Here is a 14,527-nt window from a genome sequence, read left to right as displayed (position 1 = left end):
CCACTGGTTCTGGCCGAAGGAATTATCGCTGTTCACAGCGGGTGCTCGCCTCATTTCGTCGATTGTGACTCACTTCTCTACAGAGTAACCGCTTATCCCTTTTGTCGCCCAAAACGGGACCCTTTTGGAGGTCTTTTCCGCACAAGAGGGTGCCCCCGTTGGTGTGAACTAGGTGTCGCTCCCTCCGGAGGTAGAATGTTTCCACAGGTCAGCGTAGATTCCCTGGCAGGCGAGAAGTTCATCGTGATTCCCAGTCTCGACGATTCGCCCCCCGTCCATCACGAGAATGCGATCCGCTTGAGCAGCGGTAGCCAAACGGTGGGCTACGATCACGCTCGTTCGATTCGACATCAACCTCGTACTAGCGGAAAGAATGGTTTTTTCCGTGGCCGGATCAAGCGTCGATGTGGCCTCGTCAAGAAGCATGATCTGCGGTTTTACCAGTTCTGCGCGCGCTAGCGCGATGAGTTGACGCTGGCCGGAGGATAGCCCGCGCCCATCTTCACCCACCGGCGCAAGGAAGCCCCCGGGGATTGCGGCGATGGCGCGTAGGGCCCCAATGCATCGCGCAGCATGGATGACGTCATTCGGTGTCGCGTTGGGCTTGCCATAGGCGATATTTGACGCGATAGTCCCTGCAAAAAGGTGTGATTCCTGCGGGACGAATCCGAGCGATCCACGCCATGCTGTCAAGGTGATATCGCGGATATCTGTATCCACTGCTCGCACCGCGCCAGCCGTCGGGTCATAAAACCGCGCCAACAACTTCACGATGGTCGATTTACCCGCGCCCGTCGCTCCAACGACCGCCACCGTGGAGCCCTCGTCGATAGTCTCTGAAACATCGTGGAGGACGTCCACACCGTTCGAATACGCGAAGGTGACGTCGTCTAATGACAAGGAGCCCTCCGGAACGTGGGTTTCCTGCCCAGTATCAGGAACTGACGTCGACTGAGACAACAAATCACTAATACGTCGCAATCCAACCTCGGCCTGCTGATACATGTCGAAAACCTGAGATAGCTGCTGGATGGGTGCGAAGAGGAGGTTCATGTAGATCATGAAGGCCACAAGCACACCAGCCGTCACCGTGCCATTGAGCACCATGACTGCACCCACTCCCACGACGGCAGCGGAGGCCAATTCGGAGAGCGCATTGATGCCAGGGAAATAAATGGAGACTGCGGTTTGCGCCTGCATACGCAGCCGTCGATACTCCAGCGCGCTATGTGTGAAACGCTCAACATCCGAGTCCTGCTGGTTATACACCTGCGAGGTGCGGATACCATTGACAAGTTCCTGAAAATCCGCATTCACCGTCGAAATTTGGCCGCGAGCCTCCGAATACAACCGCGACGAAATCCGCCGGAAGACCACAGTGGCCACAATGACAATGGGCAACGATGTCAGCGCCACCAAAGCCAGGCGAGGGGCTGTCACAAGCAGCATGATACTGACACCGATTAAGGTAGCCCCCGAAACGATGGCCTGGGCCAAACCCGCTTGAAGGAACTTCGACAGGGAGTCGATATCGGTGGTCATGCGGGTCATAATCCGCCCGGATTGAGTAGTTTCGAAGTAATCAAGCCCGAGGCGCTGAACATGGGCAAAGGACCGTAAACGGAGCCCATAGAGCAGGCGTTCGCCCGCCCGCGACGTCAAAATAGTGTTGATCGTGCTGGCAATCCATGCTGCCACCACGATAACCAGCCCCAACACGGTTGCGGTGACCAGAGCGCCCGTATCTTTATTGCCGACGCCGTCGTCAATGGCATGGCGCACGAGGGAGGGGAAGACGACGTCGGCAGTAACGGACACAAACAACGTGAGAATGATAGCTATTAGCAGCCACTTCACCGTGCCGAGTAACCCACGCAAACTGAATGGGGTTGAGTCATGTCGGAATGATTCCGCATCGACCTTGGGTTTCTCCGTAGCCGGAGGAAGTTTTTCGACCATCGCCAGTACCTCAGGTGTAGCGGGCATCCCGGAGGTTGAGCTTCCTTGGCCCAGGCCAGCACCTAGGCCACTGCCAGCTAGTGCCGCCCCCGACTCCGACAGGGCATCTCCTGCGGCGGCTGCCGCGCCGGGCTCATCCATGTCTTGATCCGCTGGCCAGAGCGTCGCGACGTCCGGTTCATCTCCGTCGTCGAAGGGAAGGGGTGCGTCATCATCGTGGCGTGGCAAGGCCATGAGCTGGGAAAAGTGCGGGCTTGACTCCTGGAGCTCCTCCAGAGTTCCGTACGCGGTAACGGTGCCAGCCTCGATGAGCGCAATGTGGTCTGCCAACGCAAGAGTGGAATGGCGGTGCGCGATAAGGAGCAGAGTGACGGATCCTTTCCGCGCCTTCAACGCCCCGATGATGGCAGCCTCGGTCGTGGCGTCGATAGCCGAGGTCGCGTCATCCAAAATAAGCACGCGGGCGCCGGAGACTAAGGCGCGCGCTAATGCAATACGCTGGCGCTGCCCACCCGATAGTGTCAGGCCACGTTCCCCAGCGACAGTGTCGTAGCCATCCTCCAGCTCCATGATGAAGTCATGGGCACTGGCATCCTTAGCTGCGGAGATGATGTCCTCATCCGTCGCCCGCGGGTTCGCCAGCGCAATGTTTTCGCGCACAGACCGCGAATAGAGGAAGGGCTCATCGAAGACAGCGGAAACCGCGTGCCGTAGGTCGCATTTCCGGATATCCGTAATATCGACGGACTCATGGTCGGAGGCAGATCCGTCGGTGGGAAATTCGTGTGTGCCGACGCCCGAGCCGTCGCTGGTGCCGTCGTGAGTAGGAGAGGGGTGCCTTGAAGTTGTTAATCGAATTGTTCCCTCTGAGGAGGGGTAAAACCCTTCGGCTAGCTGGACGAGCATACTTTTACCCGCGCCGGGTGGGCCTACCAGCACAGTCGTCTCGCCTGGAGCAACGTCAAGGGAGAAGTGATTGAGAATGCGGTCGCCGGTGGTTTTCGACGAGTTCACCGGATCATTATCAACGTCCTTCTGCGGCTGGGAGAAGGACACGTTATCAAAGGAAATCCCAAGCGGCCCGTCGGGTATACGTGAGGGGGACGCAGGATCAGAATCCGCGTCCAGATCGACAACATCGAAGACGCGGGAAACGGATGACAGAGCCATCTGCATCGAGATAGCCATATTGGACAACATGCGGCAAATGCCGGTGAGCGTCGTCAAATACGTGGAAAAGGCGAGGAAAATACCGATGGTGATATGCCCGTTCAACGCGAGCCAACCGCCGATTGCCACATTGGCAACCAAAGCGAGGTTCGGCAGCTCAGCGAGCGTCGGTAGGAATTTGGCTTGTTGGTGAGCAGCGCGCATTTGCAGCGCGTACAGTGTCCGGCCAAGTTTGTCCAGAGTGGTAATCTCGCGTTCCTCTTGCGCGAATCCCTTAACCACTCGCACACCCGTCACGGTTTGCTCAACATGAGTAGCAACATTCGCGGCCTGCTGCTGGGCTGTCCAGGTCGACGCGAAGATTGAGCGTTTACTCCATAACCCGACGACGACCAGGATGGGCGTCACAATCACCGCAGCCAGCGACATCTGCCATGACAGAGTGAACATCACCGCAAGAATGATGACAAACTTAACGACGCTCCCTGCAGCGAGAGGAAACATTGCGAGGAGGCCCTGAACCATGTTGAGATCGGAAATAGATCGGGAGACAACTTGTCCCGTGCGTATTTCGTCTTGATCTTTACCGCCGAGACGGACAAGGCTGCCGAGGACACGAATCCTGAGCTCATGTTGTGCCCATTGGCTCATTTGTCCTGCTAGGTAGCGTCGCGAGAACTGGAACGCGTATCTCAAGAGCGCGATAACCACCATGACAACAACCACAGCGGTGAGTGGTGTCCACCCGGTCGATGCGGTTATCCACGACCACAAGGCGGTGGGACGCGCTTGTTCTGTTGCTGTATCGACGGCCCGTGCAGTGACAAGCGGAATTAAGATTTCTGCGATGGTGACGGCCAATGTGGCCACCATCGCTCCCCACGTGTAGTACGGGTGGATCATGCACACATGGAAAAGGCCACGCAGATCATGATTCCGTGGGGCTTCGGCATCAGTCTTCTCACTGGCGACGGCGCCAGTGAAGTTGTCCTTGGTGTTCGTCGTTGTCGTGTTCCTTGCTTCCAACAATTGTGAGGGTTGCTTCTGCGAGATGCTGGTTTTTAATGGCTGGTTAGAGTAGTGGGGCTATTAGATCAGAGCCCTCAGCGCTCCGACTATTACTCTTTGTCCGTGTCGCTGTCACTGGTGTTCTTGTCACCACTGCTCTGCGCCATCTTTTCCCATGCGTTTTCTAACGCCGTGGCAGCGTCGGATGTTCCGGAGTCACCTTGCTCCAGGGCACGGGTAGTGTCGGGCCACACGAGTGGCGGGTCGCCTAGCGTTGCACTGACGTGCTCTATGGCTTTCGATGCGATTTTCCTATTGAGGGTACCGCCCATGAGAGCGCCAATTCCCAGCGGAAGAGCCTTGGCAACCATGCTGGTGGCAGCCCGTTTACGGATCTTCTTGAGAGCCATCGAGGCTAGTTGGTTATTGACTTGTCCCACAGCGGGTTGGCTCAAAGACTTTAACCGGAAAATGCTTCCGCTACCCAAGACTGTTGCGATGGCTTCGTTTGCCGACGACCCATTGATCGCGAGCAAGACGAGGGCGGTGCGGTCCTTGTGACGCGAAATATCGATTCCGCGAAGATACGCCGAGGACAGGGTGTACCACGTGGTGAGCTCGAGGAATAAGAACGCATCACCCGTCGAAACACCTAAGGATACGAGTGTGCCAACGCCGGGAACGGCAGCCGACGCTCCGGCACCCACCCCTGTCGTCGTCGCGAGGCGTCGGAAGTGCTTATTAATGACTTCTTGGACGTGGGCGGGGCTTTCGCCTTCGTGCTTGGATTTCACCATGTCGACATAACGCGCAATGGGTCTCACCTGGATTTCTGCGGCGCGCTCGACTGCGGAAAGGATCCGCGACGGTTGCTCTTTATTTTCGATGTTGCCGCTGCGGTCGAGCTCGTCGTTAGAGGGCTTGTCAGAGTGTTTGTCAGAGTGCTTTTTTGATGGGAAACGGTCTTTTATCGCGTCGGGTACAACGTTAAGTAATGAAGCCATAAAGACAATTCTATTAGGAGTCCGTGAGGGGCGGGTTCTCCTGTGTCCGTCTATGGACGTGTCGTGCCTGTGGGCTAGGCTGGTGGACGCGATTATGTGTGGTGCGTCGACGGCTTGTCGTCGGGCGCATGACGCAGCATGTACCGGAAGTGAAGAACGCGTCGTTCGGCGTACCGCGTCGTGTGAAGTACAAGGAGATTTGCGTGGCTGCATCGGTAATTGACACTGTGGTGAACCTGTGTAAACGCAGGGGCTTGGTGTATCCGAGTGGTGAAATCTACGGGGGAACTCGGTCGGCGTGGGATTACGGTCCGCTCGGCGTTGAACTGAAGGAAAACATCAAGAAGCAGTGGTGGCGGACATTTGTTCAGTCCCGCGGGGACATGGTGGGCCTTGATTCGTCCATTATTCTCCCGCGTGAAGTCTGGGTGTCTTCGGGCCACGTGAAGACTTTCACCGATCCGCTGGTGGAGTCCTTGCACACGCACAAGCGGTACCGGGCTGATCATCTTCTCGAAGCTTATGAGGCTAAGCATGGTCACCCGCCGGCTAATGGACTTGCGGATGTTCCCGATCCAGAGACCGGGCAGCCGGGGAAGTGGACTGAGCCACAAATGTTCTCCGGCTTGATGAAGACCTATCTTGGTCCCGTCGACAATGAAGAGGGGTTGCACTACCTCCGCCCGGAGACGGCCCAGGGCATTTTCGTGAACTTCAAGAATGTTCAGACGACGTCCCGCAAGAAGCCGCCATTCGGTATTGGTCAGCTGGGCAAAGCGTTCCGCAATGAGATCACCCCGGGGAACTTCATTTTCCGTACCCGCGAGTTTGAGCAGATGGAGATCGAGTATTTCGTTCCGCCTGCTGATGCCGCACAGCACTTTGATCGCTGGGTTGAGGATTGTTGGAACTGGTTTACGGACCTGGGCATTGATCCTGATCACTTGCGGAAGTTCGATGTTCCAGAAAATGAGCGCGCTCACTATTCCGATCGCACGATTGACCTGGAGTATCAGTTCGGTTTCGCGGGCTCAGGCTGGGGTGAGCTCATGGGTATTGCGAACCGCACCGACTTTGACCTGCAGAGCCACATTAAAGGCTCGGGTGAGGACCTCAGCTTCTTTGATCAGCCGACGGGGGAGCGCTATGTTCCCTATGTCATTGAGCCGTCGTTTGGTCTGACGCGATCGTTGATGGCTTTCCTTATCGACGCTTACCACGAGGATGAAGCTCCGAACGCCAAGGGCGGTGTGGATAAGCGCACGGTGCTGCGTCTGGATCGTCGCCTGGCCCCGGTGAAAGTGGCGGTTCTCCCGCTGTCGAAGAAAGACACGTTGACACCGACGGCGGAGAAAGTGGCGCAGGATCTGCGCGGTTTATGGAATGTTGATTATGACATTTCAGGTGCGATTGGCCGCCGCTATCGTCGCCAAGATGAGATCGGTACGCCGTTCTGCGTGACCGTCGATTTCGACACGCTGGATGATCACGCGGTGACCGTCCGCGAGCGCGACACGATGGAGCAGGAGCGCGTCAGCATTGATAAGTTGCAGGGTTACCTGGCTGAGCGGTTGGCAGGGTGCTAAATGAAACTATCCTGGGGTCCTCGTAAAGAAGACGGTGGCGTTGCCCATCTTGACCTTTTCCGTGACGACGAATTAATTGCGCAGTTTTCGCAGTCGAGGGAACTGACATCGGCGCGAGTGAAGCCATCCGGCGCTGTGGCGGGAGGAGCTCACCAGCCATCCCCTCAATCGAGTGCGAACCCAGAGTCGTGGCCCGAGTGGACATTTGTCCCACACACGAAGGGGAGATTATCCGCATCAGGACCAGATGGGCAGAATTTCCATGCTGATCCGCAATCACAGCGCGAAGGGAAAGAAGGGCAGATCGGGCGTGCGAAGCGCGTTGCTCTCGACATGGGCATCGCCGAGGCGTCATCGTCCGATCAGGCCTCGGCCAGTGCTGGCGTATCCGAATCTAGTAATACGTCGGAGGGCGTACCCGCGGTTAATATCGTCAACTGCGGCAAACTGGACTTCGTATTTGAGACGCCCGATGAGACCAAATTAGGGCAGTTCACCGGCGGTAATCGTGGTGTCCGGCACGTGGTTGTTGAGCTAGAGCCTGGTCAGGAGGCTGCCATGACAACCGAGCAGCAAGTATTTCTAGCGTGGGTTGCCAGGATGCAGTTGGAGTCACGGTTAGTTGCGAGCACCTGGATGTGGACGGTGCTGTTGATTGTGCTTTTGCCGTTTATGTTGTTGGTGTTCTTGCTATAGCAACATTCGGGCAGCTTTTGGTCGGGGTTAATCGGGGGAGCGGTGGCCACCGAGAATCGCCGGGCGCGTTAGAATGCTCCGTCGAATCCACTGCCTCCGTCGCTGAAGCCACCGTCGCCGAATCCGCCGAAGCCACCAAAGTCGTCGCCGAACCCATCGCCGAATCCGCCGCCGTAGTTTCCGTACCCTCCGTAGTGGCCACCGCCGTGGAAGAGGGATGAGATCAACATTCCGGCGATGAAGGCGCCACCGTTGCCGCCTCCGCCGAAGTAACTCTGATTGCGTCGGGTGAAGTCGTCGATGTCATTTCGGGCTGCTTGTTCGGCTCGCCTGCCTAATTCGCCAGCGTGGCGCGCCTCTGAGATCGCACGCCGCGTGTCAGTGGTCCGCAGAGACTGGGCGTGGCTTAATTGTCGTTGCGCGTCAGAGAGCAGAGTCCGTGCCTGTGAGCCGACAGCCTGACCGCGGGTCGAGATCAAGCTATCCGTTGCCTCAATTTGTGCGACGGCATCATCGCGGGTTCGGTCGAACACACGAAGTGCCCGGTTGCGGTCGCGATCGGAGTCACGCGCTTGTTCAAGCAGCGCGTCGAGTTTTTCATCCGCCTCCAGCAACCGTTTGTACATCGCCAGAGGGTCATCACCGGGACGTGTTAGCTCTTTGTCCTGAGCGCTGGTTGATCCGCTTTCGGTGTCATCCTTATCTGTCGTAGCGGGCGCCGTTGTCGACGCGCCCTGTAACGTCGATGACGTGCTCTTCGGCGCCTCGATAGCGCGCGCTTCTTCGACTGCATCCCACGCTTCGGTCGCAATGGCGTCCATCTCGTCGAAGTCGAACTGTGACCCTTGAGTGCTTGCCCGCGCGCGAAGTTTTCCAGCCTCGGTGAGTTCGTCAGTGATCTCGTCAATGAGGGAGCGAATATTGCTTCGGGCCTCGGCGATGCGCTCGTCGGCCTGCTCGATATCTGTGAGGAGGTCGTCGGCTTGGCCGGTGGTCATTTCTGCGGTGCGGATATACTCCACGAGCCCGCCCTGTTCACCAGCGGGCTGGTGGGTGAGGGCCCGGCCGTTATCGACGGCTCGCTCGGCGTTATCCAGGTGCTCGGTGGCAATATCGACATTGTCAGCGATGGATGCCAAGGCATCGGACGCGTACTTTGTGCGCAGCTCGCTCAGCGTTGATGACGCTTGGGGAAGCCGGGCACGAAGAGACACAATGCGTTGGGTAAGTTCGTCGAGCCGTCGGTCTGAATCGATGAGCAGTCCGCGAAGGCGAGCGAACTCGTCCGATTGCTTATCAAGGCCACGGTCAGCTTGCCCACATGAGCTCACGATATCTACAAGCATGGCCTTGCGCTCTTCTTCGGAACGCACCGTTCCTGAATCAATTTTGCTGCGCAGCTGGAACGCCCTTTCCAGGGTCCGCTTTGAGTGATCCATGGCTCGCATGAAGGGCCGTGCCCGGTCTTCTCCGAATTCCGCAATGGCCAGCCGGAGTTCATCATCGGCTGTTCGAATCGACGCGTCCGTACTCGTGAGTTCTTCCTGTGCGCGTTCTTCGAGCACGGAATACGGCAATTCGTTGAGCGACGTCGTGTCATCCGGATTAATGGTTTGAGCATCTTTGACCATCGTTTCCTGCTGCTTCTTGGTGCGCCGCCGGTTCATGTACCACACACCACCCCCTGCTGCGATGATGGCGATAGCACCACCACCCAGCCAAAAGAGCGCCGCCGAATTATCATTCGCGTCCTTCGCGGCGTCGATCTTGTCGGTGATGACGGTATTCCAGTCCGGATTATCCTCAGCGAGGGGTTCCTTGGCGGCCTCATACGTTTTCTTTGTCACAGAATTACCGACGTTGCGCCCCCCGTACACCCCTTGCGTGCGCTTAGTGACGTCAAAAGCCACGATAAGCACATTGGACTGCGGGTTTTCTTGGTAGCGGTCGTGCGCCCATTCTTTCCCAGACATAGTGCCGAAGCTGTTGACGATGTAGACAGTCATGGCGATGTCATCGTCGACTTGTAGCTTCTTGATTTTGTCGGTCAGGTCTTTCTTCTGGCTGTCGGTGAGAGCTCCGACGCTGTCATTGATGCGTTCGCGTGTGGCCACACTGGAACCGCTAGTGTCAGTGTTTGACCCTGTGGAGCCACTTTGGGCGACGACGCTGGTCTGCGCGGTATGTGCCGCCTGAGCTGAGGCTGCGGGCAGGGGTGCGCTGCTCAGGAGTACCCCTCCCGTGAGTGTGAGCGCAGCTGCAGTTGCAGTGAGCCGCACACCACGTCTGTGCGTGGCCTTCGCCGAATGGGCGCCTGGTGTGGTGTGCTCAGTGGTGTCGTGGTCGTTCCGGATGACTGCCATGATCTAAAGAATAGAGAAAACTGTGGAGTGTTTGCCTACACGCGTGTGTATGGGTGTAGGTTAGCGGGCTGTACCTGACGGTCGTGGATGGAGGACGTGTGGGGCGTTGGTTGGGCCGGACTCTCTGGCGTGTGGTGGTTGGTGCCGTATTGATCACCGCTGTGTTGGTCTGTGGCACAGCGTTGAGGATTTGGCAGTTTGCCCGTCATGATGACGACACTCCCTCTGATGTGATCGTGGTGATGGGGGCGGCACAGTATAACGGGACGCCGAGTGAATGGTTTGCTGCGCGCCTAGACAAAGCTGCCACCATGTATCAGGAGGGCACTGCTCCCGTGATCGCGACCTTGGGTGGTAAGCAGGAGGGGGACCAATACACCGAGGCTGAGGCTGGCAAGAAGTACCTAGAGGGGCTGGGTGTGCCGTCGTCGGCAATTGTTCCCATTAGCGATGGCTCGGATACGTTGACATCGGCGCGGGCACTTGCGGCCTATTCGCACAATGAGAATCGTCATTGGTCTTCGGCCGTGGTGGTGACCGATCCGTGGCACGCGTTGCGTGCGCGCACGATGGTTCGGGATCAAGGGTTTACGACGCATTCTGTGTCGACTCGTCACGGGCCGTCGGTGTGGTCGCGCGACGCGCAGTTTTCGGGGATTCTGCATGAGACCGGTGGTTTGATTTTTTATCAGGCGACGCATCGGTCCAATGTGATCTCGGAGCAGAATGTTGAGGATTTGTTGAGGTAGGCGCGCCTCTAATTTTTTGCGGCGTGTAGTGCGACAATAGCGGGTATGAGATTGCGGATGGTGTACCCGTATTCAGAGCAGGATCATGAGCGTCGTGTGGTGGAGGGGCCGAAGGGGGCCCAACTGGCGGGTTCGACGCCGGAAATGCGGGACGATTTCGATCGGGATCGTGCCCGGGTGCTGCATTCCGCTGCGTTGCGTCGGTTAGCGGATAAGACGCAGGTGGTCACTCCGCAGACGGGGGATACGCCGCGGACCCGTTTGACCCACAGTCTTGAGGTGGCTCAGATCAGTCGGGGTATTGCGGCCGGGCTGGGGGTGGATACTGATTTAGCCGAGTTAGCGGGGCTTAGTCATGACATTGGCCATCCGCCCTATGGTCACAACGGGGAGCGGGCTTTGGATGAGCTAGCGCAGGATTGTGGAGGGTTTGAGGGGAATGCTCAGACATTGCGTATTTTGAGCCGTCTGGAAGCGAAAGTATGCGATGTTCGCGACGGTCATCCGGTGAGTGTTGGGTTGAATTTGACGCGTGCGTCGTTGGATGCGACGTGTAAGTATCCGTGGACGGCATCGAGCCCTCAAGGGGTGGCGAGGAAGAAGTATTCGGCCTATGACGAGGATGCTCCATTGTTGGAGTGGATCCGTCGTGGTGCTCCCGAGGGCAGGAAGTGCCTGGAAGCCCAGATTATGGATGTCAGCGACGACATCGCGTACTCGGTACATGACGTGGAGGACGCCGTGTTGTCCGGCCGCGTCAGCCTCAACGTGTTGTGGGATTTGGTTGAGATTGCGGAGTTGGCGGATGAGGGTGCGGGGGTTTTTGGTGGCGATCCCGATGAGCTCGTCGATGCTGCTGATCGGTTGCGCCAGCTGCCGGTGATTGCCGAAGCTGCCGATTATGACGGAACATTGGCCGCGTCGGTGTCTTTGAAGGCGATGACATCGCAGCTGGTGGGCCGCTATATTTCTGCGACGGTCGCTGCTACTCGACGTGAGATAACGAACGGGAACGAGTCGGCGTGGACAGAGGAGATGGCGGCGGGGAGGTTTTCCAACGATTTGGTTGTGCCACCCGATATTGTGGCAGAAATCACGTTGTTGAAGTCGGTGGCGGTGCTCTATGTGATGGATCAGTCTTTGCATCAGAAGAATCAGGAGCGTCAGCGTGATCGGCTATTCCGTGTGAAGGATTACCTGTATGCCGGTGCGCCGACAAGCTTGGATCCTCTGTATCAGGGCTGGTGGCGTGACGCCTCGACGGATGCTGAGCGGTTGCGCGTCGTTGTTGACCAGTTGGCTTCGATGACGGAATCGCGGCTTGAGCGATTGGATAGATCGGCTCGGGATTGGTCAGCAGGGTGGAGTTAACGCGGAGTCAGTTTTCTTGCATCTCACAGAATGATGAGTAGTGGTCGCTGGTGTAGTACCACACATCGGGGTGCGTGGCGGTCGAACCACCCGTAATGATCCTGGCAGGCCCACGACTGTGATCCGTTTTATCCTCGTCGACGGTGTATTCGCGGTAGTAGTTACTCTTCTTATGGGGGAGTGTGTTCTCGTAATTTCCGAAGTGGGATCCATCCTTCTGCGGGTAATCAAATGGACCACCGGACTTAATATCGTCGACGACCACGCGCGCCTGATCAGGCAACTGTTTCGCGTTGCACGCTGGGATACCGTGTGAGGAACCCTTTTGCGACGAGTCGTTTGATCCTCGACTATGCGACGAGCCACTACTCGACGACCCGCTCGATGACTCACTGCTTTGTGTTCCATTGTGGCTGGGGTTGTTGACAGAGTCCCATCCCCATAGGCCGACTGCACCTGCCACTACAGCACCAAGAATCGACGTCAACGTACGAAGGGACAACACGTGACGCCCTCGTCGAGCGTTCTGTGATCCGCCTTGTGTGTTCTTCTGAGGTGCATCCGGCATGGTCGATATTGTGTCATAATCTGGCGAAGGTCACGGCACTCCTCGGGCTTGACATGACGACGTAGCATAGTTGCCATGGCCAGAGGACGAATCCCGGAGAGTGACATTGATGCGATCCGTGAGCGCACGCCCATTGAGGAGGTCGTGGGCGAATATGTGCAGCTGAAGCCCGCCGGCTCAGATTCGCTCAAGGGGCTATCGCCCTTTAAGGACGAAAAGACCCCCAGTTTTCATGTCCGCCCGAACAAGGGCTATTACCACTGCTTTTCGACGGGGAAGGGTGGCGACGTTTTCAGCTTCCTCATGGAAATGGAGCAGGTGTCGTTTCCCGAGGCTGTGGAGCAGTGTGCGGAGCGTATTGGCTACACCATTAACTATCAGGGTGGCGGACCGGGGCGTCGGGAGGAGCCTGGGACTCGTCAGCGGCTCGTCGCGATTAACAAAGCCACCCAGGAGTTTTACCGTGAACACCTGGACACTGATGAAGCCGCGCCGGCACGGCAATTCTTACTTGATCGTGGGTTCTCTCAGGAACATGCGGAGCAATTCGGGTGCGGCTACGCGCCAGGCGGATGGGATACGTTGACAAAGTTCCTGCTTCGCAAGGGCTTCGATGTCAAAGAGTTGGAGGCCGCTGGGGTAACTTCTCAGGGACGTCGTGGGCCGATCGACCGTTTTCATCGACGCCTAACGTGGCCGATTCGTAACACTGCGAATGATGTGATTGGTTTCGGCGCTCGCAAACTCTTCGACGACGACAAGCTGGGGAAATATATGAACACCCCAGAGACCTTGTTGTACAAGAAGTCGAAGGTACTGTTCGGGATTGACCAGGCGAAGAAGAACATTGCCGAGCGCCACCAGGCGGTCATTGTTGAGGGCTACACCGATGTGATGGCTATGCATGCCGCTGGGGTGACCACAGCCGTCGCCGCGTGTGGAACAGCATTTGGGGCGGAACACTTGCAGATGGTGCGGCGTCTCATGTTGGATGATTCCCATTTTCGCGGCGAGATGATTTATACCTTTGACGGTGATGAAGCCGGGCAGAAAGCCGCTATGCGCGCCTTCGAGGGAAATCAAGAGTTTCTGGGTAAAAGTTTCGTCTCGGTCGCGCCGAATGGTCAGGACCCATGCGACTTGCGCTTGTCCGGCGGTGATGCCGCAGTTCGGGATTTGGTGATGTCCCGGATTCCGATGGTGGAGTTTGTCGTGCGTACGACGCTTGCCTCGTTTGACCTTCACACACCGGAAGGGCGTTTACAGGCCATGGAAGCTGTTGCGCCCGCGGTCGCGAGCGTCAAAGACACCACGTTGCAGAAGGCGTACGCCCGGAAGCTGTCTGGGTGGCTTGGTTGGGATGACGTGAGCGACGTCGAAGCGGCTGTGCGACGAGCTGCCCGCAAGCCACAGGCGTCGGGAATGAAGCGTGGACGGGCACGACAGCAGCGGAATACCTGGAGTGTGAAATCCGCGGCCGCGAAGGGCCCACAGGATTCTCACCAGCCGCGCTTTACCAGACCGAATCCACGCAATGGTGAACTCGCTGGCGAACGCGAAGCCCTCAAGATCGCCCTGCAAGAACCAGCTGTCGCCGCTGAACTGTTTGATGTTCTTCCCGCCGAGAGCTTCCGGCACCCGACCTATCGGGAAGTATCCGAAGGGATCCGTCGCGCCGGGGGGTGTGCCGCAGCCGCGGATGTCGAGTCCGGCGGGAACTCGTGGGTGACGAAGGTTATTGAGAATCTTCCGCAGCCGATGGGGGAGTCGATGGTGACTGAGCTCATGGTGGAGCCTATCCACTATGAGGGTGAAAACATGGAGTGGTTCGTGCGGAGCACGATGGTCCGTCTTCAGGCAGTGTGGGTGGGCAACCAGATTGCCGAACTCAAGTCGACGCTGGAACGGCTGCGGCCTAGCGACGATGAGTACAACAACTTGTTTGGCGATTTGGTGGCACTAGAGCAATATAGGACCGGTTTAATTAAGCAGGCGACGCAGCGGCCTCTATGAGGCCAGCTGGACGCATCTGTTGCGACCGTATTTCGTACAC

At 57.6% G+C, this 14,527-nt stretch carries 9 protein-coding genes; 5 read left to right on the top strand and 4 right to left on the bottom strand.

Features of this window, described 5'->3' with window-relative positions:
* Positions 1 to 168: 168 nt before the first annotated feature.
* Positions 169 to 4,032 carry an ABC transporter ATP-binding protein gene (locus I6J23_RS10370; RefSeq protein ID WP_412523842.1) on the bottom strand — a complete coding sequence of 1,288 codons (3,864 nt, stop codon included), beginning with the start codon at positions 4,030 to 4,032 and terminating at the stop codon, positions 169 to 171.
* A 215-nt stretch (positions 4,033 to 4,247) separates the two neighbouring features.
* A complete protein-coding gene (locus I6J23_RS10365) occupies positions 4,248 to 5,141 on the bottom strand; it encodes a hypothetical protein (protein ID WP_204581993.1) in 894 nt (297 codons plus the stop codon).
* Between the two features lie 203 nt (positions 5,142 to 5,344).
* Here I6J23_RS10365 and I6J23_RS10360 point away from each other — a divergent pair, with 203 nt between their 5' ends.
* Together I6J23_RS10360 and I6J23_RS10355 are read left to right on the top strand one after the other, a co-directional pair.
* Positions 5,345 to 6,727: a glycine--tRNA ligase gene (locus I6J23_RS10360; RefSeq protein ID WP_204583079.1), complete on the top strand. Its 1,383-nt coding sequence runs from the start codon at positions 5,345 to 5,347 to the stop codon at positions 6,725 to 6,727.
* Entirely contained in the window at positions 6,728 to 7,423 is a 696-nt protein-coding gene (locus I6J23_RS10355) for a hypothetical protein (RefSeq protein ID WP_204581992.1), read from the top strand.
* Between the two features lie 68 nt (positions 7,424 to 7,491).
* On the opposite strand, the gene I6J23_RS10350 is transcribed toward I6J23_RS10355, so the two are convergent.
* Complete coding sequence (locus I6J23_RS10350; protein ID WP_204581991.1) at positions 7,492 to 9,786, bottom strand: TPM domain-containing protein; 2,295 nt, start codon at positions 9,784 to 9,786, stop codon at positions 7,492 to 7,494.
* A gap of 98 nt (positions 9,787 to 9,884) precedes the next feature.
* Here I6J23_RS10350 and I6J23_RS10345 point away from each other — a divergent pair, with 98 nt between their 5' ends.
* The gene (locus tag I6J23_RS10345) at positions 9,885 to 10,535 is read left to right on the top strand and encodes a YdcF family protein (protein ID WP_204581990.1); all 651 of its coding nucleotides are present in this window, start codon (positions 9,885 to 9,887) and stop codon (positions 10,533 to 10,535) included.
* 60 nt (positions 10,536 to 10,595) lie between these two features.
* Positions 10,596 to 11,906 carry a deoxyguanosinetriphosphate triphosphohydrolase gene (locus tag I6J23_RS10340; protein ID WP_204583078.1) on the top strand — a complete coding sequence of 437 codons (1,311 nt, stop codon included), beginning with the start codon at positions 10,596 to 10,598 and terminating at the stop codon, positions 11,904 to 11,906.
* 7 nt (positions 11,907 to 11,913) lie between these two features.
* Here I6J23_RS10340 and I6J23_RS10335 read toward each other — a convergent pair whose 3' ends face one another.
* Complete coding sequence (locus I6J23_RS10335) at positions 11,914 to 12,474, bottom strand: ribonuclease domain-containing protein (RefSeq protein ID WP_204581989.1); 561 nt, start codon at positions 12,472 to 12,474, stop codon at positions 11,914 to 11,916.
* A 75-nt stretch (positions 12,475 to 12,549) separates the two neighbouring features.
* Between I6J23_RS10335 and dnaG the strand changes: the two genes are divergently transcribed.
* Positions 12,550 to 14,487 carry a DNA primase gene (gene dnaG, locus I6J23_RS10330; RefSeq protein WP_204581988.1) on the top strand — a complete coding sequence of 646 codons (1,938 nt, stop codon included), beginning with the start codon at positions 12,550 to 12,552 and terminating at the stop codon, positions 14,485 to 14,487.
* Positions 14,488 to 14,527 lie beyond the last annotated feature (40 nt).

Source organism: Corynebacterium kroppenstedtii, from assembly GCF_016894245.1.
Classification (GTDB): Bacteria; Actinomycetota; Actinomycetes; order Mycobacteriales; family Mycobacteriaceae; genus Corynebacterium.
Note: the sequence above shows the minus strand (reverse complement) of the source record. Positions and strands in the feature narration are given on the sequence as shown.